Below are 21,479 nucleotides of genomic sequence, written 5' to 3'. Positions count from 1 at the left end.
CGTTAGGCGGTCACGGCACCGTCAGCACCGTGAGCGGCTTTTTCTGTTTCTTACCTTTGGCCTTGGCTTTGCCTTTTTTGCCGGCGTTGCACTCGACCGTGGTGGACCAGCCGGCCTGGGTGAACACCTGCTCCACCGAGTCCACCAAAAAGTCTCCATCCAATCCGTCCTTGAAGCCCTGCGCGTTGATATGGCGCTCGGCAAACAAGTCGGTGCGCCCCACCATCTCCAGCCGAACTGCTGCAGAAGAACGGTTGAACGCATTCAGCCGTGCCTTGGCGGCCTGTTCCGCTGCAGACTTGTTGGGATGGATATGTCGGTCGGTATGTACCGGCGGCATGCCTTCCGGGGCGTCATCGTTGCCCAGCTCCAGGGTTACCAGTTCGCCGTTCTTTTTGTCCTGGTAGCGTGTCTTGACCGCCTTTTGCGTGGTGCGATCAGCGAAACGAAACTGCCAGCGGCTGACATCGCTTTTCTGGATGGTGACCACGCCGAGGGTTTTGCCGCTCGCGCTCTGTCCCGCTTGACGCTGCATCACCAACAGCTTGCCGTCGGCGACCTTGGCGGTGCAGTCATATTGCTTGGATAAGCGAGTGATGAAGTTGAAGTCGGATTCGCCAATCTGGTCGACCCGAGGCACCACAGTGGTGATGGAACAGACTGGTTGCCAGCCGTTGCGAGCGGCCACGTCGGTGACTATCTGCGCAAGGGTGACGTTTTCCCAGCTACCGGTACGGGTGGTTTTGCCGGATCCGCGCATGTCGCTGGCTTTACCGCGAATGACAATGGTGTCCGGTGGGCCGGATGCTTCGACCTCATCCACGATGTAGCGGCCCAGGCGCGTCAGGCTGTTGCCGACGTAGCCCAGGTAGATCTCAATGCCGGCACCGCGCTTGGGCAGTGACACAGCACCATCGCGGTCGTCGATACGCAGCTCAAAGTCATCCGACTCCATGCCGGGTTTATCGACGGTACGCAGGGACAGCAGGCGGTCGTTGATCAGGGCCGTGATATCGGTCCCGTCCGCGACAATTCTAAAAGTTGGTTTCATCTCGATACCCCAGAAACGACAAAGCCCCGCATTGCGGGGCTTCGTCATGAATGGGTGCTCAGTTGATGTCGAGCACCACCAGGCTGTCCTCTCGAACAGCAATACAGCTTTGACACACAGGACAGGCGAAGACGTCGGTCTTCGGCTCAATGACCATCGACTTGGTACACGCCGGGCAACTGCCGACTACCTGGGTCTCACGGAAACCGAAGGTTTTCCACAGCGTGGCGAGGATCACGCCTACGGCCAAAAACCAACCGACGATGGGAATGAAGGCCAGGAGGATCGCCCCCACAATGCCGAAGAAAATCCAATTCATCCGATAGCCCAATTCAGCCCAGATGCCCCGTTTTACCGTCCTTAACACTGTTGATCTTTCCATGAGGCGTCCCGCGCTCGATCCAAAAGGGGCGAGTCTATCGGCGACAGCCCTATGGGGCAATCGGCCATCAGTCCCACAGCTGCACGGTTTCGTCCGTGACCGGAGGAAGGTCTGGGAAGACAATCAGCAACCCGGCTTTGAGCGGTTGCGGCTGGTCGGCCAGTCCTTGGTTGTGGGCCAACACCGCCTCCACGGTGCCGTTGAGGTGTCCGTAAAGCTGGTTACACAGGGTATCCAGCACGTCGCCGTCAGACGTTCTGCAGGTCATCGCCATATCGTACAAACTCCAGGGTAAATACTTGCTTGCGCGGGATCCCGCCCTGCAGCAGCGCGCTCTGTTCTTCGTCGAGGGTCTTCAGGCACCAGGTGCCCAGCACTTCCCCGTAGCCAGTGGTGAGGGTCAGTGGCAGCAACTGGGCCCCGATGCTGCGCAGGGTATCCAGTTGCTTTAGCCCTCCTTTGAAGCCCGGAAAGATCGAGCCTTTTAGGGTCATTTTTTCCTCGCCCATTCCGATGGCCTGTTGCGCCGGTCGACGGCTGAGGCGTTCTTGCGCAGCCCAGCGAAACTCCGTCTGCCGGCGTAACTCGTCGAAGGCCGCCGTATCCAGGTTGAAGTAGTAGGGTTGGGTGTTTGGCTTGAGCGGCTGGATGATCAGCAGGTGAGGAAAGGGCTTCACGGCCTCAGCGAGAGGAGTCTGAGACAGCCCCAGGGCTTCGGTCGGTAGAACGTTTGCCAGCGATGGGCTGACCTTCCCGGCCACCTTGTTAATAGCCGCGCCGGCCTTGGCGGCTTGTTCTTTGAGGACACCCAGGCGCTCGTCTATTTGAGAGACCGCCCGCGAAGCTCGGCTGTATGTCTCAACCACTGCGCCGACCTTGGCCTGTGCTGCACCAATCCCCCGCATGACACGTTGGAGTTTTTCACCTGCACCTGGCGGTAGGAACGGCACATTTTCAAGCTCAGCAGCCGCACCCGTGATCTCGCTGATCGCGCCGTTTACAGGTCCCATAATCCCATCAATGCTCCGCCGGCCCGCCTCGCCCGCGCTGACCAGGTATTTGAAGCCGGACTGCATCTGCTCCAGATATTCCATGATTCCTCCTTATGTATGGGCGTCGTCGTAGAGATTACGTCGGGCTTCCTGCTGTGCGGCGTCATTCAGTGCGCGCTGCATCAGGGGTAGAAGCTGCTGAACAAATTGCTGCGGATCCTTGGCATCACCCTCGACCGTGACCGGCATGTTCAGCGAATAGCTGAACTTTTGGTCCACCCGTGCAGGCTCTGGCTTAGGTGCCGCAGGCGCCTGAATAACCAAATTGGCGGGTTTTGGAGCAACAGGCGCCGCCAGTGAGCGAGTGACGTCGCCCAACGCCGGCCCTATTGGCATCATCATCGGTGCCGCTGGCCTCGGCGTCGCTGTTGCAACCAGCGCCTGCTGCCGCACCGGAGGCGCGGCGATGCTATTTACCGGCACCGGTACCGCCTGAATCAGAGGTTTTGCAACAGGTGACAAGGGAGCAACAGCCGTTCCGATATCCTGCACTGCAGGTGCTGGCTGAGTCGCCACAACAACAGGTTGCCGAGCGGCGAAATTATTCGCCATCGTTGCCAGGCTGGGTACCGCTGGCCCAGGTCGCGGCGCCATCAACATCGGTGTAATCGGTGCGGCGGTCGCTTTGCGTTTGTCACTGCCGAACATCGACAATCCAGCCCAGCCCCCCAGTTGCTGACCTCCCATGCTCCCAAGGTATGCCCCCACCATGCCGCCTATGGCTGTGCCAATGATAGGAACCACTGAACCAATGGCAGCGCCAGCAGCTGCACCCGCCATGGTGCCGGCAAGTGTTCCGGCGGCCTCGCCATAGCCCTCCGCTTTTTCGTCCTGCGTTTCAGCAGTCAGGTAAGTGTTGAGCACCATGCTGCCGGCCTCGACCAAGGAGGCGCCCGGAACCACTTTGGCCGCTTTGCCAACCTTTCCGACACCTCCGGCGACCGAGGTCAGCATCTTCGTTCCAGGCCCAGGCATAACGGGAGGGCGAGGCGCTGGAACCGGTGGCCGTAAAGCCGGCGCAGGCACGGGAGGTGTCACTGGCCGAATAACCGGACTCCGTGGCTGAACCGGCGGACGCGGTACCAGCGCAGATGCACGCGGCGGACCAACCGGACGCGGTGATCGTGGCGGTGCCGATGGTCGGCGCCGCGAAGTACGAGGAGTAGACGGTTTCCTATTTCGACGCCGTGCAGACCGTGAATTACCCATGCCGCCCATGGACGCCATGTTCACGACAAATACACGCTGGATGCCGCCCACCGGCTCTGCAGCATCCCCTCCGCCAACCACCGCGTCTTGAATCATCGAGACGACATCGATGCCCGTGGCAACAGGATCCAAACCACCCGCCTTCGGATCAGCCCCTGGACCACCCTTACCTCGCAAGGCGGCGGCAGCTTTTAGCCCTTTCTCCACCACCGACAACGCTGTACCGCCTTTGCCCCTACCTGCACTACCGCCGCCTGGATTCGAATTGGTGACAAACACCTTTTGCACACCAACTGCTTTTCCGCCCAAACCGCCACGCGCCAAGTTAATCAGGCCCTTGCCGATCTTGAATGTTTGAAACGCCGCGACTGCCGCGCCAATCGCACCAATAGCTACCGTCGTACCGCTGACGATTTTCGGAAATTCATTGGCAAGGCCCGCCATGCTATTGCCAACTTTGGTCAAGCCATCGGCCGCCAGGTCGGTGAGCGGTCGTAACGCATCACCGAGACTGGTCATGGTCGCTTCCATGCTCGATGTGGCCGCGCTCCACTTGGCGTTGGATGTCTCACGAGCTTTCGCTGCGTCGGACTCGATCTTGGCCTTACCATCGGTTTTCTTGATGGTGGTCATGTTGTCTTTGATCGTGTTGCCGTACTTGATCTGGGCGAGCAAGCCATCACTGGCGCTCTGATCACTGACGATATTCGCCAAACCCGCCGCCTGGATCAGCGCGACCATGGCCTGTTCTTCCTCGGCGCTGCCATCCTTGGACGCCTTGATCTTGGCCTTGAGCGCCGCGACCTTCTTGGCCGTGGCCGGATCCTGTTTTTGGATCAACTGCTCACTGAGCATAATGAAGGCTTCAACCGGGTTGGACGCCTTACCGCTTTTGGTAGCGGCCAGAATCGAACTCGTCAGGTCATAGCCTTGTTTTGCGAACCGCTCCTGGCTGGTGCTGCTGATCACCGCGTTGAGCAAGTTGTTCATGTTGGTCGCAGCCGCCGCCGCGTCCTGGGTTTGCGAGAACTGCGACTGCAGGCTCGCACCGAGGAAACGCACGGCTTCCGGCCCTTCCATGCCCAAGCGTTTAATCGTGCCGAGCAATGCTGGCATGTACTTGGCCATATCCTTGGGACCAAACGCGCCAATGTCACCCGCAGCGGCCACCTGGCCCAACATTGCGCCCATGTCCTCCTTCTTGACGCCGGCCTCCTTGAAGGCACTGAACAAGGTGGCGATAGTTGCGGCCTCCATGCCCTGGCCGTCGACCAGGTCAGCAATCAGCGGCGCATAGTCCACCGACTCCTCCCAGTCGATGCCCTTCTCGATCAAGCCACCGACCGCCCGAGCGAGAGCCTGCTGCCCCATCCCTTTCTTCGCGGCCACCTCACTGATCTTGTCGGCCATTTTCTGTTCGGCGTCTGTGCCGGCAGTGTGTGCCCACAGCGCCATCTGCCGAATTTGCGTCTGGTAGTTAGCCGATACCTTGGTGGGAATGGCGATCAAAGCGGTAGCAGCCGCCGCCTTGCCCAACGTGCCGGTAAGCCCCTCTTTGCCATCTTTGATCTGAGAGTACCCGGTGGCTTTCAGGTCGGCCTTGCGAGCGACCTGTTCCATGCTCTGATAAGCCTTGGCGAGGTTACGCACCTCGACACCTTGCTTTTTCAGCGTACTCAGGTTGGATTCCAATTTGCGCAGCAGCGTACTGGCACCAGCAGCGCCGCTGTCATTGGCCTTCTTCCATTCCTCCCGCAGACGGATGGTGTCGCCAATCGTTCGCTGCAGCACCCGAGCCTTGGTGCCTTGAGCTTCCAGTTGCTTGATCCGCCCCTGCACATCCTTGAAGGCAGTGCCCACAGTGGAGCTGACGGCGCCGCCAATCACCAGGCCGAGCGCGAGTTTGTTTGCCATGTCGTGGCTCCCTGTAGCGAGTAATTACGGTAGGTGGCTCAATCCGAGAGCCACCAGACCATCTCGGCAAACGGCATGGCCTGAATCTCGGCGGCGGAAAATCCGGTTTCCGCCGCCAAGCGTTTGGCCGCCAGTTTCAACAGTGCGGGGTTAAACCCCGTCGTCCTGCACCAGGCGAAAATAGCCGGCCTGCAGGCGGTGGTAGTCCACCAGCTTCAGGCCCTCCAGGTCCTGCTGACCGGCTTCGCAAAGGCCGGCGAACAGCATCAGCTCGCGCTGTTCTTCATCGTCGCCTGAGGCGCGATCAGCAGCGCGCACTTCGCGCACCGTGGGTGAGCGAATCGTCAGGGTATCAACGGTCACGCCGTTGACCTCAGAGGGCCGAGACAAGGTGATGGTGGCGTTTTCGGCGGTGAGCTTCAGCCAGGTAGGGAGTTTTTTCAGTTCAGGGGTAGCCATTCGATAAATTCCTTAGAGGCCCAAGTCGCTGCGCATGGAAGCCAGTTGATCTACACCGTCGATCACCCGGATCGAGGCGACCATGTCAATTTCGTAAATGAGGCGGCCAGCGATCTCCAGTTTGTAGTAACTGACGGCAATCGAGTACTTGAACTCGGCTTTGTCACCTGCCTTCCAGTCGCCTGGATCCAGCTCTTTGAGCATGCCGCGCAAGGTCGCCACCACTGCTGTGGTCTGCCCTTTTTGCCCTTTGAACGAACCGCGATAAACCCCGTTGAAGGCGGTTTGATCGGACAGCCCAAAAAACTTCATGGCCTCGCGGCGTACGCCGTTGGTGGTGAAACTGGCCTCCATCTTTTCCAGGCCCATGTCCATCTCGATAGGGCCAGCCATGCCGCCACCGCGATATTCGTCCGTTTTAACCACCAGCTTCGGCAAACTCAGGCTGGGCACATCGCCCTTGAAGTTGATGCCGTCGACGAACAGGTTGGTGTTGAAAAGCACTTGAGGAATCATTGTGCAGCCTCCTTAGGCGGCGGTTTCCAGGACTTCGGTGAGCCACTGATTGGTGACCTCGACCCGGAAAATCGGGTTCTCGGCAGGCGGAACGTCGGTGAAACGGATATTCCAGTAAACCTTGCCCTGCTCCAGCTGGCTGACGGTGTTCAGCTCGGTGTCGGCGAACACCTCGAAGTTGATCACCGCGCCCTGGTTCTTCAGGTCTTGCATGAATGCCTGTAGGCCGTCGGTGACGTCCTTGATGTAGGTCTTGGTGATGCCACGGTCGACCGCCCACTTGTGCCCCGCCAGGATTGCATCCATGACGATATCGACCGTGCGGACACGGGTAACGAACGCCCACTTGGGATCCGCTGAGAGCGTACGGTTACCCCACAAGCGATACCCGCCGTCGCGGATGATGGTGGTGATGTTGGCGTTGTTGAGCAGGTTGGCCCGGCAGGTTTCGTCGCCATCCAGAAACTCGACCGGCCGCGAGGTGCCAGTGATGCCGACGAACTCTTTGTTCGAGGGCGAAGACCAGAAGCCATACTCGGCATCCGTCCAGGCAAACAAACCAGCGGCGAAGGCCGAGGCCGGCGCGTTGATGGTTTTGCTCTGCAGCGTGTCCCACAGCTGCACGCCCGGATCGACCAGGAAGCAGCGCTTGCTGCCGAACTCCTGGGCGTAGGCCATTGCGGCTTCGTCCGTGGTGTTCGGCCCGTCGAGAATCGCCAAGGCCCGAAGCTTGCCGGCCAATGCATCCAGCGCAGTTGCAACCGCCTGGGTCGCGGTGTGACCTGGAGCAATGAGGAGCCGCGGCTGTGCGTTGAACCGGCTTTTGCCGTCCAGCAGTGCCTGCATGCCAGTGCGCTGCCCCGATGCCAGAACGCCTCCAATGATTGAGGAGGTCTGCTGAGCAGGGTCTTCAACTTTGGCAACGCCGCAGCCAATGACCACGGCTTTCGCACGGACGAAAATCGCCTTGCATGCACGCGTGATTGCCGAGTCATCGCCCCAAGCGGCAACCGCTTCACGCTCACTGGTGATCAGCGTCAGTTCGTTGGGTTTGGCGGATGCAGCTGGCACCACAGTAAAGGTGTCACATAGTCCAATAATGGACGATGACGGCAGCGCAATGGTCCGTGCCCCGGTATCTACCAGGGTGACGGTAACGCCGTGAAAACGACCGGAAGAGGCCATAGTGCATGTACTCCAGAAATGAAAAAGCCCCGCATGTGCGAGGCTTTCAGGGGTTAAACAGCGGATACAAAAACGCCCCGATGAAGTGGGGCGTTATGGTGCTTGCTCGGCGACCCAAGCGGGCACCGGTGGTCGATGTTCCTGATCAGGAAAGTTCGAAGATTGGGGCCAGTCCCGCAGAAGCTGCATGTACTCAAGCAACTGACCGTATTGGTCATCCGTCAGACTGTGAGGGATAGACAATTCCAACTCATCGCGATGTCGCTCTCGCAACCACTTCAAGCGCTCAAGCTCGGCGTCACGCCAAATCCGTTCCTGACTGGCTACCGCTCCTGCGTCCAGGTCAGGATCATTCAGAACTGGTTGACCACCGGCATCGACAGCCATGACCTTGCCAGCATTCTGGCCCTTTAACAGGTATCTGAATTGCTCGTCTGTGACCTCGACGACATCGTCCGGCAGCATCCGCTTAGGGTAATTTGCCGTGTTGTAAAAGCCCTGCGTCGATGGACTCATGTACTGCATAGGAAACCTCAGCGACCGATAGCGATATAAGAGGGAGTGGAGGTGCTTGTGGCGTGCGTGTTGGTGATTTTGATCTGCGTCATACTCGCTCGATAGGCATTGAACGTAGACATAGCCGTACTATCCGAGCCGTCATAGAACGCACTGGCTTTAAAAAAGCTTGTAGTAAATGCGTTCGCCATCGTCAGTTGGGTGGAGGCCCCTGGAAGCAATGTAGTGCCACTGATGCCCCAGTTGATAATCAGGCCGCCTAACCAGGTAGGAAACACAATCCCGCCGGTTTCCCCCCAAATAGCAAAGAAACCCAACTTGAGCTTTTTCGGCGTGACAAACGTCGTGTCATCCACGCCGGCATTGACCAACACCTGAGTCGCTACGCGTGCAATGCCCGCGACGCTTTCGGTCGCTTGAACGACTTTCGCGACAATCGCCTGGAACACCCGTAGCGCAGTCATAGGCTTGTTCGTGTCGGCCCCGGCTTCCGCCTCCTGCTGACTGGCAATCTGCACACCGTAGCCCGCCAGGCTCGTCGGAACACCAGTGAGACCGCTCCAAGGGACGCCGCTCAAGCCTGCACCGTTGCCGGTAATAGGCCCCGAGATGTACACACCGTCTGCTTTCACCCGTATACCGTAGCCGAATTGCCACGGCGCACTGCTTAACCCCATGTACACCGTATGTACGGTGTCCCCATTGCCCCAGGCACCGACGCCCGAAAGAACCTCTCTCGATTCCCTGGATACGGCATGGAGACCGCCCGCCCAACTGGTGGAGTTCGTAGCAACGGTTGCGATGCTACGGGCATTGATCAGGCTGATGTTGCCGGTGACGTCACCGCCGGTATTACTCAGTGCGTCAGTGATCCCATAATCCTTCAACAATGTCGGGTTATAACCCGCGACCACTATGCCCCGACTGTTGATCTGGACCTTGGTGTAGATGCCGGGGACTTTGTTAGGGGGGAATATGGTGGTGATTACGGTGTCGACATAAGCACGGGTCGCCAGCACGACACTTGGATCAATTTTCAAGTCGACGTTGGCGGTGTTGCTGACAATCAGGTTCATGCGAATAACCTGGGTACGTCCGGAGCCCTGTGTCAGCAGAGGCTTGAAGCTCGGCGCACAGTTCGCTACAGCGACCAGATCACCCGCCGCATCGTAGAGCCCAATTTCGCGAATCCACCAGCCGCCGACGCCTTCAGGAATCACCTGTTCGGCGATGATGATATTGGCATTTGCGGGATCAACCTTCACCTGATTCAGCGGCGCGCGACGGTTCTCGTGAATCAGTTTTGTTTGTTGCTCGTTGGGAATCGGATCTGTGCCGTTGGCGTCGCCAACTCCCATTTGCGAGAAGGTCCAAGGAATGCCCAAGGCGTCAGCGTTGGCCTGTTTGGCCTTGCCTACAGCGGTGAGAATGGCAAAGAACTGGCTGTTTTGGTCTGTCATGGGTAGATATCCATGGTGTCGATGGTGTGTTCACGGCCGCCGAGGCGGATGTATCCGCTGACCTCGATGTCGCGTTGCGTGGGCGGATACACGTCAATTTCGTCGCCATCAGTGAGACAGGCGCCGACATGAACATGGCCAGCGGTTTCGAGGCTGATTGCCAGGCCGGTAAGGTGACGACTGACTGGCTTGGCGTCATCAACCAGCCAGGTCAGTTCCTGGTACATCTCCTCGGTGATACCGGTTTCTAATACGCCTACCTTCAAGGCGAAGGTGCCGGGAACACCCATGGGAGTCGTCTCCCACCACTCCTGCACTTCAATCAGATAGCCGAGCGGCTCAACTACCCGACGCAACGCGCCGATGGTGCCCTTGTGTGCATGTACGTAGAACGCCGAACGGATGGCCGAGCGCTTGACTGCTTCCGACCAGTTGTTGTCCCAGCGGTCAACCGACCAAGCCCAGGCCAATTGGTGAAGTAATTGCGCCGGACAGGTGTCAGGGTTGTACAAAGTGCGCAACGGCACATCGGTGACTTCGTCGGTCGCCGCTTCAATGGCCCGTTCCAATTGCGTGCTGTTTATAGGCAGTAGGCTTTTCACGACGGCCCCCCCTGCTTCACGGTAAAGCCGATGCAGTAAGCCGCCTGGTACTTGGTCGGCTTGATATCCTGCCAGTTGGGAAGGTCCACACGACCGACACCGCTGATATGTAGCTGCGCGTCGATGGCTGAACGTGGCACCTCAACGCCAAGCCGCCGTCGAGGGTTGACCCAACCCGCCAGACGCTGCTCAGCCGCTGCCAGGATCGCCTCGTTTTCCGAGCCGGTACCGGCCATGTGCAGCACCGCGTCAATGCGGTATTCAATGACCTCAGCGCTTTGCACGGTGAGGCGATCCCCGACTGGCCGGATGTCGTCATCACTGAGGTATTTCATCACCGCATCCAGCAGCGGCTGCTCGGCGACACCATTGCCCTGCAGGTGCAGCACGGTGACTACCACTTCCGCAGGGGATGGGCTTTCGGCCGTTGCATCCGCCACCAGGGCCGACGCGTTGCGAGCATGCAAGATGTAGCTGTTTCGCGGGCCGGCCGTGGTTAGCCCTTCATACACCAGCTGCACTCGCTCGCGCAGAGCGTCGTTGGACTCCATCACCCGAGGCGTCGGCGGAACGGTGTTGAGATTTTCTTCCTGAATCACCAGGCGCTTCAGGCGGACGTTATTAGCTAACTCATCAAGGTCGCCATCAATGGCATAAGCCAGCATCAGCGCCTTGGCCCCGTCATTTACTCGGGCCCGGTTCTGGATGCGCCGGTAAACGCCCAACTCCAACAGCTTGACCACTGGATCGCTTTCCAGCTCGGCGGTCCAGTTTTCGCCCATGTACAAACGAAACGCGGCCAGTTCCTCGGCGTAGGTTTGCTCAAAGTCGAGATCCTCCAGCACAGGCGGCGCCGGCAGCGCTGATAAATCCACAGTGCTCATGCGGCGACCCTCAGTAGCGCGTTTTCGCCCTTGAACAGGCCCTTGAGTTCAAACTCGATTCGGCCATCTAAAACAGCCACCACGCGCACCTGGCTGATACTGAGCCGGGGCTCCCATCGTCCCAGCGCCCGTGCCACTTCGGCCTGGACTGCGCTTTTCCAACCTTCGGTAACTGGCAGGTCGACGAAGCGGCGTAACTGGCTACCGTAGTCGGGCCGTTGCCGTCGGCTGCCCAACGGGGTGGTCAGGATGTCTTCAATGCACTGACGCAGATGCTCGATGCCGGAGATGGGCTGCCCAGTGCGGCGATCCATTCCGATCATCTGGGTTACTCCGGCGCGGGTTCGAGGTCAGGATGGTTTTGAAGAAATTCGTAATGATCAGAGGTCTCAGCGGTCACCACCCCCCTGATAACCACCAGGCTTTGGCCATGCGGTGTGATCAGCGTTCGCGAGGTGAACACGGTGTCGCGAAAACGGCGAGGCAGGCCAAAAGCTTTCGGTGACGACTCTACCTTCGGTGCTGGCAATGACTGGAGAGCAGCCGGCTGCTCGTCCGACTTGGGCTTGTTCATGTGGGCAAACTCCAGAAATGAAAACGCCCGCACGCGGCGGGCAGAAATAAGCGGTTAATCAGTGTTTGTGATTTGGGGTGTTGCCGCCTGCATCAATGATTTTGCCGGCACCGTTGATATCACCCGTTACCGTCAGCGGCCCGGTGATCGTCACATTGCCGGTGAGGCCGATGTCCCCGGACACCACCGTTACGGCGCTATCAGTGACAGTGGCGACGGTGCCGCCGACCATGATGGTGACGACCCCGGTAGGCAGCGTGATGCTGTAGCTACTGGCCTGCCAGTCATAGACCAGCGACCCGCCATCCTCAAACCGCCACACCTCAACATGATCCCGGTTGTCCGGCGGCGAACCAGCATCGCCATACAGGCCAGGAATGAAGGTGCCCATTGCCGGGTTGCCGCTAGGGCTGAACAGCTTGCCCTGCTCGCCCAGGCTGGGGACTCGCCAGTGCCGAGCCTTACCAGCAGCGACGCTGTGCCAGCGCACCCAAGCGCTTGTCCACTCCCCTGCTCTGACCCTGACAACTGGCGGCGAGGCCGTCGTATCAACGGCAGCCACCACGCAATCCATAAGCATGGCGGCGATCATGCGGTCGCTTTCCCCGCTGGAGTAGCTCATGCGAGCAACTCCGGCGCGACGTACTGATCTCGACTGCCTGGGCCAATATCAGGGCTGACACCTATCAACAGCGTGCCCGGCGGCTCATCCGGCCAAGGCCACTCTTCGGTACCGAGATAAATCGTCTGATTCCATTCCACCAGCCAGACCGTGTAACCATCCAGCTCAGGACGGGTCCAGTCCTGCACCGCTTGAATAAACTCGGCGCATTCGATCTCCAGGCCCCAGTTCTGTGCCCGCAGCAACACAATCAGCTGGGTCACCAGTTGCACCACCTTGCGATGATGATCAGCCCGAATGGGGTCAACGATGATCCGCGCTTCGAACTTGCAGATCATGGTGGTTTCGCCGGTTCCGATATCAGCCCCCGGCTCAATCTCGGACATCTCCAGGAACACCGCCGGCAACGGGATGTGATCCTCAATGTTCGGCCAGGCAGCAACGGTTTGAACACCTGGCAGATGCGCCTGCAGGTGCTGCTCGATAGCTTGATAAAGCTGGTCGAGGCTCAACGTTTTGTCAGACACGCGGCGTCCCCTTCAAATACTTCTGCAGTTCAAAGTTGAGTTCCTGCGTGAGGATCTCCAGCAGGCGTTCGTCCGCACGCTTCACCCAGGCATCAAAGTGCGGTCGCACTTGCTCCAACGACACCTTGGCCTTCGCCAGGGGGAAGCGGTTGTCGTTTTCTTCGACGAAGCCAGAGCGTCTGCCACCCTGCGCGGCATCCGGGTAATCGGTGGTGTTGAAGTGTTTGCTCGACGTGCGGATCCAGATATCAGCATTGCTGCCGTAGACCTTCTTGTAGAAAGCCCCCTGGTAACGCCGGCCGGCGACTGAAACACCCGCGCCGGTTTGCCGCGCACGCCCGACGCGGCTGGCCTCGATGGCATTGATACCGAACCACAACTTGCCGCGCATATCGCCGCCGGTCACCGGGTACGCCCGAAGACGTTGCCGGACGGCGCCAATAGCGATGCGTTCTTGCTTGCCGACAGCCCGTGCGATGTGGGTGCGCAACCAACGGATTGTTTTGTTGATTGCACGCCGCTGAGCCGCCGCTGCCGCTTTGGGCACCATGTCGCCGAACTCTTTCAGCGCCTGAACATGCACCGCCGACGGCGTTATGGTGAGCATCCCACCGTCGCGCTTCTGCTGGGTGTAGCTGCCGATGCTCATGCACGCTTCCTCAAGATCAAGGCCACCAGGCCATTGCCGTCCGGCTCAAGCTGCAGCAGGTCATAGTCGCCACCGCCATCCAACGCCGGCAGATCAACGCTGACCCGCAGACCTTTGACCAAGCCATCCGAATCCTTGACGCGAATCTCGAAGCGCGGCTCCCGCAGGCCAGTGTTGAGCTTGCCGAACTGAGGCTGTTTCCAGGGTGCCGAGAACATACCCAGCACCGGCTTCGGGCGCCCCTCGATCACGGCGCTGTCGCCCAGGGTCTCGAACACCACGTTGTCGATGTCGTCGATCAGATCGCGGAAGGCCACGATCACATCTCCAGCAGGATCTGCGCCCGAGGTCGCGTGCACAGGTGCAGCGGGTTGGACTGGGCTTCGCCGGCCACACCCTTGTTGAACGGCAGCGGCTCGATCTTGCTGTAGTACGGGATGCCCTGGGTGTTGACCGTTTCCATGTAGTCGGCCGGTGCGAAGGACGAGATGTACAGATCAGGGACGCCTTCGGGGACCAGCAGCGCCTTGTCGTCGTGGACAAACGCAACGCCGGCAACCTTGCCGCGATAACGCTCCCAGACGATCCCGCCGAACTCGAAGGCTTCACGGGCATCGCCACGTAGAGACGCGGCTTGCATGGTGTTGAGGTAAGTCTCTTTGACCGACTTGTGGACGATCAGCTTGTTCCAGAAGTTCTTGCCGCACATGGCGCGGGAGCCGCTGCTGGTGACGCTGCCGAGGGCTTCTTCCTGCATATCCAGGGCTTCACCGCATTTGACCCGCAGCTCGGTATCTGGACTGTTCAAGCCCATTGGCAGCTTCTGACGATTCACGCCGAAGGATTTATAAATATCCAACAGGACTGTCTTGCCATCGGCGTCCAGCACCTGCCCGTTTAACGCGCCCATGCGCTGGAATTCGTGGGTGGCATCCAGCTGTCGGCGGGCTTTTGCCAGGCGCTTGTTGACCACATCCTGCACGGCCTGCAATTCGCTGCGGGTACCGAAGGCACGGATGCCCTGGATCTCATCAGCCTTGATGGTGAAACGCTCAGGCAGGTGCACGGTGTTGAAAGGGATCAACGTGCGCTTGGTCCCGCCGACCACCAGGCCCGAGGTGCCGCGCTCGCCCGATGGAACCAGGGCCAGGGTGTCGCCGTCTTTCTCGATCTGCACGGTCAACGTGCTGATGCCCTCTTCGCGGAACAGGCCGAGGCTGCTGATACGGCCCGGCAGGTATTCCTGCTCATTGATTGCAGCGGTCAGCGAGGAGACGCTGAATGCATCGTCTTCAAAAATGGCGATATCGGCCATGGTGTACTCTCCAGAAACGAAAAATCCCGCACTCGGCGGGATGGATAGATGAGGTGAAAGCCTTAGCGGACAATCACGAAATGGGCGGCCAGGGCCTTTTCGGCGGCGGGGTCGAGGCCGGTCAAGTGCGCTTCGCTGACCTCGGCCAGCCGCACAATGGCACGACCGCGCCGGGCCACATCGGACTCTCCCAGCGGCCCATACAGAATCGCGACGGCGTTTTCGGTACCGTCCTCGGCGGTTGGCTGGTACGGGGCAAACTCGCTGCTGGCGGTGATTAGGCCGAGGATCTGGCCCGGCTCCAGGGCTGGGCCGGCGGCGACGTTGATCGCTTCGCGGGAAATGTTGCCAGCGCCTTCGGACAACAGGAACTCGCCCGCGTGCATCGATTCGATTTTCATGCTCTTGCTCCTTTCGAGGTTCCGTTCTGTGCCGCCTGACGGGTAGCCCAGATTGATTGGGTGTCGACCTGTTTGGCCGTAATAGTGGGTGCCGGGTCGTTGTCCAGCGGCAGGCTGTTGTTGATCTCAAAACCACCGCCGCTGCTGACCAGCTTGTCAAACAAGCGCGCTCTGACAGCAGCTTCATCCAAGCCAGCTGCTAGGAACTCACCGGTCAGTTCCGGCAATCGTGCCGCGACACACAAGCCGTGCAGCGCTTTTGCCTTGGTCAGCGCCGCAGTGACTACCGCTTCGCTTTCTAGCTTCGTCGAAGCGAGTATCGGGTCCACCAGGTTGCTGATGCCTGCCGCCGCACACCCTTTGGTAACCATCAACGCCAAGCCGGCCGCGTCCAATACGGGTGCTGGATCCGGAGGGTTTACAGGATCAGCCGGCTCGACATCTGGCTCTTCGTCTAACTGGGCCAGCAATTCAGCCGGGGCGTTCTGGAAGCGCTGCAACACACTGCCCTGGCCGAGACAGGCTTTGACCTTAAGGCCGTCGCCCACTTCATCTGCCAGGCCCAGCGCCACCGCCTCATTTGCAGTCAGCCAAGTCTCGGCGTTGACCATGCGCCGCAGCTCGGCCTCGTCAATGTCCGGTGCTTTGGACTTGTAGGCCGCGATGATCGCTTCCAGGGTCTGGTCCAGCACATCAGCAACGCGGCGGAAGTCTTCGGCATCACCACCGGTAAAGGTGTAGGGGTTGTGGATCATCAGCATTGCGTTGGCCGCAATCACAACGCGATGAGCGCCGCACACCGCGACACTCGCCGCACTGGCCGCCAGCGCATCAATGCGCCCGGTACAGCGCTCGCCCAAGCGCGACAACGCGTTGTGGATCGCCAGGCCATCGAACAAGTCGCCGCCGATACTGTTGAACGCAACAATCACAGGCGACGCGCCGTCATCCATGGCCCGTAGGTCCTGAACAAACTGATTAGCGCTGACACCCCAGGTGCCGATCTCGCCGTATACAAATACCTCAATGGTTTGCTGCTCGGCTTCACCGCTGGCCTGGAAGGTGTACCAACTTTTATCCGCGACTTTTACCTGCTTGCCAGCCTTGTCATAAATGCGCGGGATCGCTTTTTTACTCATGGTTGTTCCTTGTCATCAATCGGCTCGATGGCATCAAGCGTGGTGTAGTTGAGGCCCAGGTCCGTGGACCTGGCGAGGTCGGCGGCGTTTTCCGCGTCGATGGTTTCCGCGTCGTAGCCGTTGCGCAGGCACATCTCACTGCGTGAGCCGAAGCCCGCTTGCACTTCCATCCGCCGCGCCTGCACGTCCTGCACCGGCTGGATGTAGGCCCAGCCTTGCGGCACCCAACGTGTGCGCAGGTATTCGCGCCGACGTTGTGCGTAGTCCTCCAGCACCAGGGCGCCGGACAGCACTGCCATGTCCATCCATGCAGCACGCACCGGGCGACACAGTTGATGCACGTACACGCCGAATTGCAGCTGCTCCAGGCGTCGCCGGAACTCGTTGAGCACCACCCGCAACGCCCGGTCGTTGACCTCCCGCATGTCGCCGGTGAGGATCTCGTACGGCGTGCCCGAACCCGCTGCCGCAGCCATCAGTTGTTGACGCATGAAGTCCGGGTAGTTGTTGCCGGCGTCCGGTGGTTTGGAGAACTCCACCTCTTCACCTGGCCCCAGCTCCTGCATCGTGCCTGGCTCCAGGGCCACCATCGGTGTGAAGCCGTCGCGGTCGGTGGTCAGCAGTTGCCCCGTTACCGGGTCACGCGGTTGGTGCCCGCTGTCCGGCGCCGGTCGCTTGATGAAGCCAGCAAACAGATTTGCCACCTCCTGGCGAAACAGCACCGCGTCGTCGTAGTTGTCCAGGCTGCGCAGGCGTTTCAATACCGGAGCCAGACGCGGCACACCACGCAGTTGCCCTGGCTCCATGGGTTCGAAGATGTGCAGCACCTGCGTCGCTGGCACCCGCACCAACTGGTTGTACCCGGCGTTCAATGACGACGAATCGCGTGGGTGCGACAAGTACATCCAGTACGCCACACGCTTGCCGGCCGGGCTGAACTCGATCCCGGCGCGGATGACGTTGCCGTTTTTGGCCGTCTCGAACTTGTCGTGCGGAACAAACTCAGGGGCCAGCGCCTGCAGCTGCAGCGGCACCGCTAAACCTTCGCTTGGACTGCGCGGCCGCAAGCGAACAAAACATTCACCAGCAGTTTCCACCGTGCGTGCCACCAGAGCCTGCATGCCGTAGAAGTCGGTCAGCTCGTCCGCGTCCGCCTCATCCACCCAGTCGTCCCACAGCTGCTGCTTGAGTTTGCGCAGGGCCGCGTCGTCCGTGGTCGGCCTGGGCGTGATGCCGGTGCCGATCAGGTTGCTGACGCGCTTGTCGATGACGTTGAACGCGTACGGGTCGTTACGCACTGCCGCCCGCGAGCGAGCCCGCAGGTTGCGCAAGGCCGGCGTGTTGATGCTGTTGATGCCGTTGTCGGTGGCTTCCCAACTGGCCGAACGACGGCCCTCTCCGGCGCCTTCGTAACTGGCCTTGATGTTCGACGGCAGCAAGAATCCATTACGGGTTAGCGTCGGATAATGTCGGGCCATTAGAGTCCCTTGCCTCCATGCATGAGCCGAACCACGCGAGAGCGCGGCCCGGCGGCGTTGGTCAGCGACGTGCGGATCTCGTCGCGGGCCTTGAGCAGTTCGTCGATGGAGCGGTATTCCACCGTGCGGTCGCTATAGCGCACGGTCTTTTCACCGCGTGCGATGGCGCGCTCGATGGCTTCGAGGTGCTTCGGAGTAAACGACATATCAGCGTCTCTTCAGGTAACCGCTGGTGGAACTGCGGCGTTGTGGGGCTGCAGCGGGTCGCGGTTGGTCGACCGTGGCAACGGGTTGCGGCGCCACTTGCGGTGTCGCGGTAGCCTGTGGGGCAACCGTTACACGCTCAGCAGCGACCACCTTTTCATCGAACAAACCGGACTGTGCCAGCGAGTTCCGTACCCGGTCCCAGTCGTGTTCCTGATACCGGTTGATGCCGAGGTAATGCGCCATTGCCAGGCAATACACCATCAGGTCGAGGGCTTCGTTGCGCTCGGCCTTGCCCTTGATCCACTCGATACGCTTGTGGCCGCGGACGTACTTGGCGACCTTGCGCTCGGCCACGCACTGGGCGAAGAACTCGTCCGGCAGGTCGCTGGCAAAGTGCAGCGCGCCTGGGCCGGACTCGAACGGGTAACGGTTGTAGATCCAGTCCTTTGCGGTGTCGGTACCGACAAACCACAGCTCGGCACCGCCGCGTTCGGTCTGACCCTTCCAGGTCACATCCACCATGGACGGCCGCTGAGCGATTACCGGCTTACCAGGCTTGCTCGCGCCCTTGATGGCGAAGATGTTGCGCCAGCGCCGCACGCGGCAGAACTGGTAGACCTCGTCGGTGTGGTGGCCGCCGGAGTCGACGGCGACCGCGAGAATGCCCAGGCCGACGCCACACGGATGCCGGTACCGCTCTTTCAGCAGTTCATCCAGTACCGCCCAGGTGCGCTCGTCCGAAGGGTCGCCCGCGATCACCCTGTGGTCGATGACCCAGCGCTCCATGCCGACGCCCCAGCCCATTGCCATGAACTCCAGACGGTCAGCCTGTACGTCGACGGCGCCCGTGATCATCATTACGGCGGCGGGCATCGCACCGAGGGAAAACCCTTCCCGGCGCGCCCGCTCGATCAGTACCGATGCCTTGGTCTGCTCTTGCGCGCTGTCCCACACCTTAGCCAGGCGGGTGTTGTAGAACACCTGCATAGGCTCAAGGTCGCCTTTGGACTGGGCCTTTTTCGCCTTCTCGAATTGCTTCGCCAGCGACTTCCAGCCCGTCCAACCCAGCGGTGAATACAGCGCGTTGAGGTGGAAGCCGACCGTCTCGCCATCGCCCTTGGCATGGGCACGCCACTCGCCACGGGCGAGCATATCGCCCTTGTGGTGCTCCTCGATCAGCACGTCGCAGTCAGGCCCGGCGCACTCGTAATGCACCATGCTGAAGTTCTGGGAGTAATGCAGCCGCTCCCACTCCAGGGTCTGCATGTGCCCGCAAGTCGGGCACGGCACGTAGTAGTAACGCTGGTCGCTACCCTCGAACAGATCGTCGATGCGCGAGGCGCCCTTGATCGTCGGCGAACTGGAGAAGTAGAACTTGGCATTGCGGCCGAAGGTACTGCCCCGCGTTTCCGCCAGCTCGATGGGGTCGCCCTCTTCGCCTACGTCGACCTCCCAACGGTCGATCTCATCGCCGTACACGTAGCGCGCCGACAGCTCGGCCAAGTTGGCCGCAGAACCGGCGGTGGTGACGTACAGCGAGCCGCCTTCGAACTCCTTGGTGTCCATGGTGTTGCGCGAGTCCCGCGAGCGGCTCGCCGCCACACGTTCACGCAGCACCGGTGTGGCCTTGATGGTCTTGCCGATCCGCGACGACACACGCTTTGCCAGGCCTAGGCTGGGCAGCAGCGTGAGGATGTTCGACGGCACCATGTGGATCAGCGCGCCGATCCAGTTCAACGCGATCTGGGTTTTCATCAGCTGTGAGGCGACCATGGTCACTACGCGCTTACACGGGTGAGCCGGTGACAGGCACCGCATCGGCTCGCGTGCGTAGGGTGTTCGCACGGTGCGATATTTCCCTGGCTCGGCGGCGCCGGTATCACGCGGGATGCGCATGTACTCGTCGGCCCACTCGTCCACCCACAGGCTGGGGTCTGGACGCAGCCCACGGAAATACGCCTCACGGTACACCTCAGCGCCGTCAGGTTTTTCCGTCTGCATGGGTTAACTCGTAATGATCAGATCGCGTTCAAGGTCAGCCGAAGACATGCGCTCGGCCTCTTCCAGGGACAGCCTTAGCGCCTTGGTCAGATGCTGCTCAATTTCCCAAGGGTCGGACATCGCCGCCAGTTCAGGCGCCAGTTGCGGGGGCATACTGAGCAATTGATCGCGCAGCATGCGTCCGGCGTTGTAGGCCCCGGTGGTGACCGCCTTCATCTCCACCAGCGAGCCCTGCACCTTGTGAAACTCGGCTTCGGCCAGTTGGGCCAGGTAGTACTCGCGGTGTGCGCGGGCCTTCTGAAAGTCGGGTTGCCCGCTCTTCGCGCCAGCAGGCTGCGGCGGCGCAGCCGTGTTAGTCGGCTCGACCATGGGGGACAGTTGGCTGTAAACGTCACGCTGGAGCCGGTCTTGCTGGTGTCGAGCCGCGACGGCGGCCTTGCTGGGGTCGGCAGTTTCGAGGATCAGTGCTTCGGTTGCCAGCACGTCGACCTTCTTGCCATCTGGCGAGAGCACCAGGCGGTTGTTGTCTTTCAGCCAGGTGATGTAGCTCGGCGTCCTGCCGATGCGAACCGCGAAAGCGCTTTTAGACAGGAACAGTGGATCCGTCATAAGCCCTCCTTTTCAACGGCTTTTCAATGGAAACCTTTCAATTTCAATGGATTGAATTTCAGTAAGCTGGCGGGCCTGCCGCTAACGCTTTCCCGCGGGTTTCATGCCCCGTGTCCCTCGAATGCCGCCAGGGTCCCCGGCGACTTTTCGGCGCTCCATTTTGATGCGACGCCCTACAGGCCACGTATTCCTTAGCCTCCAGCCCATCACACTTGACCGCTGCCCGAAGGGGGCAAATCGCACACGCCCAACCGCTTGGCGGCCCAGCGTTCGTAGAGGCCGATGGCTACATCGGCGCCGGCCATCGCGGTGAGGCAGCCAATGCTGCCCGCCGCCAGTACCGACATGCCCGAGGCGTGCAACAACATCATGGTGGAGAGCCCGCAGACCACGCAGGCCCCGGACCGAAGCAGCAAGCGGCGAACCAGTGACCAGCCGCTTACCCCAGCTTTGTCTGCACGCCATGCCTCGCCCGATATCCCGCCGACCAGGGACAGCACGATCACCATCCAGATCGGCATATCAATAAGCGCTTGCTGCTCGTTCGTCATCGCCCTACCCCATAAACGCAAAAACCCGGCGCAATGGCCGGGTTTAGTGTGGTGGTGAGTCCCGCTGCTTGCGGTCGCACCTATCGAAGATGGGTACTTTTTACAGGTGGATTTTACTGGCAGCAAGCGGGTTTTAATGCCATGGCGCAATACGGGTGCAATACAGGTATGACGCA

General features: G+C 60.3%; 26 protein-coding genes. All 26 read right to left on the bottom strand.

Features of this window, described 5'->3' with window-relative positions; translation table 11 throughout:
• Positions 1–10 precede the first annotated feature (10 nt).
• The 26 genes from HX821_RS16575 to HX821_RS16450 all read right to left on the bottom strand — a co-directional run bounded on the left by HX821_RS16575 (position 11) and on the right by HX821_RS16450 (position 21,303).
• A complete protein-coding gene (locus HX821_RS16575) occupies positions 11–1,051 on the bottom strand; it encodes a phage late control D family protein (RefSeq protein WP_177036075.1) in 1,041 nt (346 codons plus the stop codon).
• Positions 1,052–1,109: 58 nt separating this feature from the next.
• On the bottom strand, positions 1,110–1,370 hold the full coding sequence (locus HX821_RS16570) for a hypothetical protein (protein ID WP_043046692.1): 261 nt from the start codon (positions 1,368–1,370) through the stop codon (positions 1,110–1,112).
• Between the two features lie 130 nt (positions 1,371–1,500).
• Entirely contained in the window at positions 1,501–1,707 is a 207-nt protein-coding gene (locus HX821_RS16565) for a tail protein X (RefSeq protein WP_043046728.1), read from the bottom strand.
• Positions 1,682–2,527: a phage tail protein gene (locus tag HX821_RS16560; RefSeq protein WP_177036074.1), complete on the bottom strand. Its 846-nt coding sequence runs from the start codon at positions 2,525–2,527 to the stop codon at positions 1,682–1,684. Before HX821_RS16560 ends, HX821_RS16565 begins: the two co-directional genes overlap by 26 nt.
• Positions 2,528–2,536: 9 nt before the next feature.
• Positions 2,537–5,608: a phage tail tape measure protein gene (locus HX821_RS31825; protein ID WP_256348999.1), complete on the bottom strand. Its 3,072-nt coding sequence runs from the start codon at positions 5,606–5,608 to the stop codon at positions 2,537–2,539.
• Between the two features lie 150 nt (positions 5,609–5,758).
• Entirely contained in the window at positions 5,759–6,067 is a 309-nt protein-coding gene (locus HX821_RS16550) for a phage tail assembly protein (RefSeq protein ID WP_056845384.1), read from the bottom strand.
• Between the two features lie 12 nt (positions 6,068–6,079).
• Positions 6,080–6,583, bottom strand: a complete 504-nt coding sequence (locus HX821_RS16545; RefSeq protein ID WP_043046688.1) for a phage major tail tube protein — start codon at positions 6,581–6,583, stop codon at positions 6,080–6,082.
• Positions 6,584–6,595: 12 nt separating this feature from the next.
• Positions 6,596–7,768: a phage tail sheath family protein gene (locus HX821_RS16540; protein WP_177036073.1), complete on the bottom strand. Its 1,173-nt coding sequence runs from the start codon at positions 7,766–7,768 to the stop codon at positions 6,596–6,598.
• Between the two features lie 93 nt (positions 7,769–7,861).
• A complete protein-coding gene (locus HX821_RS16535; protein ID WP_256348998.1) occupies positions 7,862–8,293 on the bottom strand; it encodes a phage tail assembly chaperone in 432 nt (143 codons plus the stop codon).
• Between the two features lie 8 nt (positions 8,294–8,301).
• A complete protein-coding gene (locus tag HX821_RS31820) occupies positions 8,302–9,744 on the bottom strand; it encodes a phage tail protein (protein WP_256348997.1) in 1,443 nt (480 codons plus the stop codon).
• Complete coding sequence (locus HX821_RS16525) at positions 9,741–10,346, bottom strand: phage tail protein I (protein WP_177036072.1); 606 nt, start codon at positions 10,344–10,346, stop codon at positions 9,741–9,743. The genes HX821_RS31820 and HX821_RS16525 overlap by 4 nt, the downstream gene beginning before the upstream one ends.
• The gene (locus HX821_RS16520; protein ID WP_177036071.1) at positions 10,343–11,230 is read right to left on the bottom strand and encodes a baseplate J/gp47 family protein; all 888 of its coding nucleotides are present in this window, start codon (positions 11,228–11,230) and stop codon (positions 10,343–10,345) included. The genes HX821_RS16525 and HX821_RS16520 overlap by 4 nt, the downstream gene beginning before the upstream one ends.
• Positions 11,227–11,553 carry a GPW/gp25 family protein gene (locus HX821_RS16515; protein WP_043046683.1) on the bottom strand — a complete coding sequence of 109 codons (327 nt, stop codon included), beginning with the start codon at positions 11,551–11,553 and terminating at the stop codon, positions 11,227–11,229. Before HX821_RS16515 ends, HX821_RS16520 begins: the two co-directional genes overlap by 4 nt.
• Positions 11,554–11,558: 5 nt before the next feature.
• On the bottom strand, positions 11,559–11,804 hold the full coding sequence (locus HX821_RS16510; RefSeq protein WP_177036029.1) for a hypothetical protein: 246 nt from the start codon (positions 11,802–11,804) through the stop codon (positions 11,559–11,561).
• Between the two features lie 58 nt (positions 11,805–11,862).
• Positions 11,863–12,426: a phage baseplate assembly protein V gene (locus HX821_RS16505; RefSeq protein WP_177036070.1), complete on the bottom strand. Its 564-nt coding sequence runs from the start codon at positions 12,424–12,426 to the stop codon at positions 11,863–11,865.
• On the bottom strand, positions 12,423–12,953 hold the full coding sequence (locus HX821_RS16500) for a hypothetical protein (RefSeq protein WP_177036069.1): 531 nt from the start codon (positions 12,951–12,953) through the stop codon (positions 12,423–12,425). Before HX821_RS16500 ends, HX821_RS16505 begins: the two co-directional genes overlap by 4 nt.
• On the bottom strand, positions 12,946–13,602 hold the full coding sequence (locus HX821_RS16495; RefSeq protein ID WP_177036068.1) for a phage tail protein: 657 nt from the start codon (positions 13,600–13,602) through the stop codon (positions 12,946–12,948). Before HX821_RS16495 ends, HX821_RS16500 begins: the two co-directional genes overlap by 8 nt.
• Positions 13,599–13,919, bottom strand: a complete 321-nt coding sequence (locus HX821_RS16490) for a hypothetical protein (RefSeq protein ID WP_177036067.1) — start codon at positions 13,917–13,919, stop codon at positions 13,599–13,601. The genes HX821_RS16495 and HX821_RS16490 overlap by 4 nt, the downstream gene beginning before the upstream one ends.
• A 2-nt stretch (positions 13,920–13,921) precedes the next feature.
• Positions 13,922–14,917 (bottom strand): major capsid protein, encoded by a 996-nt coding sequence (locus tag HX821_RS16485; RefSeq protein WP_150689209.1) that lies wholly within the window; start codon positions 14,915–14,917, stop codon positions 13,922–13,924.
• A 62-nt stretch (positions 14,918–14,979) separates the two neighbouring features.
• Positions 14,980–15,318 (bottom strand): head decoration protein, encoded by a 339-nt coding sequence (locus HX821_RS16480; protein ID WP_177036066.1) that lies wholly within the window; start codon positions 15,316–15,318, stop codon positions 14,980–14,982.
• Positions 15,315–16,457 carry a head maturation protease, ClpP-related gene (locus HX821_RS16475; protein WP_177036065.1) on the bottom strand — a complete coding sequence of 381 codons (1,143 nt, stop codon included), beginning with the start codon at positions 16,455–16,457 and terminating at the stop codon, positions 15,315–15,317. The genes HX821_RS16480 and HX821_RS16475 overlap by 4 nt, the downstream gene beginning before the upstream one ends.
• Positions 16,454–17,935 (bottom strand): phage portal protein, encoded by a 1,482-nt coding sequence (locus HX821_RS16470; protein WP_069557847.1) that lies wholly within the window; start codon positions 17,933–17,935, stop codon positions 16,454–16,456. Before HX821_RS16470 ends, HX821_RS16475 begins: the two co-directional genes overlap by 4 nt.
• Positions 17,935–18,141 (bottom strand): phage head-tail joining protein, encoded by a 207-nt coding sequence (locus HX821_RS16465; RefSeq protein WP_056783432.1) that lies wholly within the window; start codon positions 18,139–18,141, stop codon positions 17,935–17,937. The genes HX821_RS16470 and HX821_RS16465 overlap by 1 nt, the downstream gene beginning before the upstream one ends.
• 1 nt (position 18,142) lies before the next feature.
• On the bottom strand, positions 18,143–20,143 hold the full coding sequence (locus HX821_RS16460; protein ID WP_177036064.1) for a phage terminase large subunit family protein: 2,001 nt from the start codon (positions 20,141–20,143) through the stop codon (positions 18,143–18,145).
• Between the two features lie 3 nt (positions 20,144–20,146).
• On the bottom strand, positions 20,147–20,752 hold the full coding sequence (locus HX821_RS16455; RefSeq protein ID WP_177036063.1) for a terminase small subunit: 606 nt from the start codon (positions 20,750–20,752) through the stop codon (positions 20,147–20,149).
• A gap of 206 nt (positions 20,753–20,958) precedes the next feature.
• Positions 20,959–21,303 (bottom strand): phage holin family protein, encoded by a 345-nt coding sequence (locus tag HX821_RS16450; protein WP_177036062.1) that lies wholly within the window; start codon positions 21,301–21,303, stop codon positions 20,959–20,961.
• Between the last annotated feature and the right edge of the window lie 176 nt (positions 21,304–21,479).

It is taken from the genome of Pseudomonas sp. B6001 (assembly GCF_013386015.1).
GTDB lineage: Bacteria > Pseudomonadota > Gammaproteobacteria > Pseudomonadales > Pseudomonadaceae > Aquipseudomonas.
Note: the sequence above shows the minus strand (reverse complement) of the source record. Positions and strands in the feature narration are given on the sequence as shown.

Excerpts from the sequence above, each read along its gene's own strand:
- HX821_RS16540 (WP_177036073.1), bottom strand. The coding sequence starts at position 7,768 with ATGGCCTCTTCCGGTCGTTTTCACGGCGTTACCGTCACCCTGGTAGAT.
- HX821_RS16575 (WP_177036075.1), bottom strand. The coding sequence starts at position 1,051 with ATGAAACCAACTTTTAGAATTGTCGCGGACGGGACCGATATCACGGCC.
- HX821_RS16495 (WP_177036068.1), bottom strand. The coding sequence starts at position 13,602 with ATGAGCATCGGCAGCTACACCCAGCAGAAGCGCGACGGTGGGATGCTC.
- HX821_RS16465 (WP_056783432.1), bottom strand. The coding sequence starts at position 18,141 with ATGTCGTTTACTCCGAAGCACCTCGAAGCCATCGAGCGCGCCATCGCA.
- HX821_RS16450 (WP_177036062.1), bottom strand. The coding sequence starts at position 21,303 with ATGACGAACGAGCAGCAAGCGCTTATTGATATGCCGATCTGGATGGTG.
- HX821_RS16565 (WP_043046728.1), bottom strand. The coding sequence starts at position 1,707 with ATGGCGATGACCTGCAGAACGTCTGACGGCGACGTGCTGGATACCCTG.
- HX821_RS16505 (WP_177036070.1), bottom strand. The coding sequence starts at position 12,426 with ATGAGCTACTCCAGCGGGGAAAGCGACCGCATGATCGCCGCCATGCTT.
- HX821_RS16485 (WP_150689209.1), bottom strand. The coding sequence starts at position 14,917 with ATGGCCGATATCGCCATTTTTGAAGACGATGCATTCAGCGTCTCCTCG.
- HX821_RS16475 (WP_177036065.1), bottom strand. The coding sequence starts at position 16,457 with ATGAGTAAAAAAGCGATCCCGCGCATTTATGACAAGGCTGGCAAGCAG.
- HX821_RS31820 (WP_256348997.1), bottom strand. The coding sequence starts at position 9,744 with ATGACAGACCAAAACAGCCAGTTCTTTGCCATTCTCACCGCTGTAGGC.
- HX821_RS16460 (WP_177036064.1), bottom strand. The coding sequence starts at position 20,143 with ATGCAGACGGAAAAACCTGACGGCGCTGAGGTGTACCGTGAGGCGTAT.
- HX821_RS16570 (WP_043046692.1), bottom strand. The coding sequence starts at position 1,370 with ATGAATTGGATTTTCTTCGGCATTGTGGGGGCGATCCTCCTGGCCTTC.
- HX821_RS16560 (WP_177036074.1), bottom strand. The coding sequence starts at position 2,527 with ATGGAATATCTGGAGCAGATGCAGTCCGGCTTCAAATACCTGGTCAGC.
- HX821_RS16535 (WP_256348998.1), bottom strand. The coding sequence starts at position 8,293 with ATGCAGTACATGAGTCCATCGACGCAGGGCTTTTACAACACGGCAAAT.
- HX821_RS16480 (WP_177036066.1), bottom strand. The coding sequence starts at position 15,318 with ATGAAAATCGAATCGATGCACGCGGGCGAGTTCCTGTTGTCCGAAGGC.
- HX821_RS16520 (WP_177036071.1), bottom strand. The coding sequence starts at position 11,230 with ATGAGCACTGTGGATTTATCAGCGCTGCCGGCGCCGCCTGTGCTGGAG.
- HX821_RS16510 (WP_177036029.1), bottom strand. The coding sequence starts at position 11,804 with ATGAACAAGCCCAAGTCGGACGAGCAGCCGGCTGCTCTCCAGTCATTG.
- HX821_RS16550 (WP_056845384.1), bottom strand. The coding sequence starts at position 6,067 with ATGGCTACCCCTGAACTGAAAAAACTCCCTACCTGGCTGAAGCTCACC.
- HX821_RS16515 (WP_043046683.1), bottom strand. The coding sequence starts at position 11,553 with ATGATCGGAATGGATCGCCGCACTGGGCAGCCCATCTCCGGCATCGAG.
- HX821_RS16455 (WP_177036063.1), bottom strand. The coding sequence starts at position 20,752 with ATGACGGATCCACTGTTCCTGTCTAAAAGCGCTTTCGCGGTTCGCATC.
- HX821_RS16470 (WP_069557847.1), bottom strand. The coding sequence starts at position 17,935 with ATGGCCCGACATTATCCGACGCTAACCCGTAATGGATTCTTGCTGCCG.
- HX821_RS31825 (WP_256348999.1), bottom strand. The coding sequence starts at position 5,608 with ATGGCAAACAAACTCGCGCTCGGCCTGGTGATTGGCGGCGCCGTCAGC.
- HX821_RS16545 (WP_043046688.1), bottom strand. The coding sequence starts at position 6,583 with ATGATTCCTCAAGTGCTTTTCAACACCAACCTGTTCGTCGACGGCATC.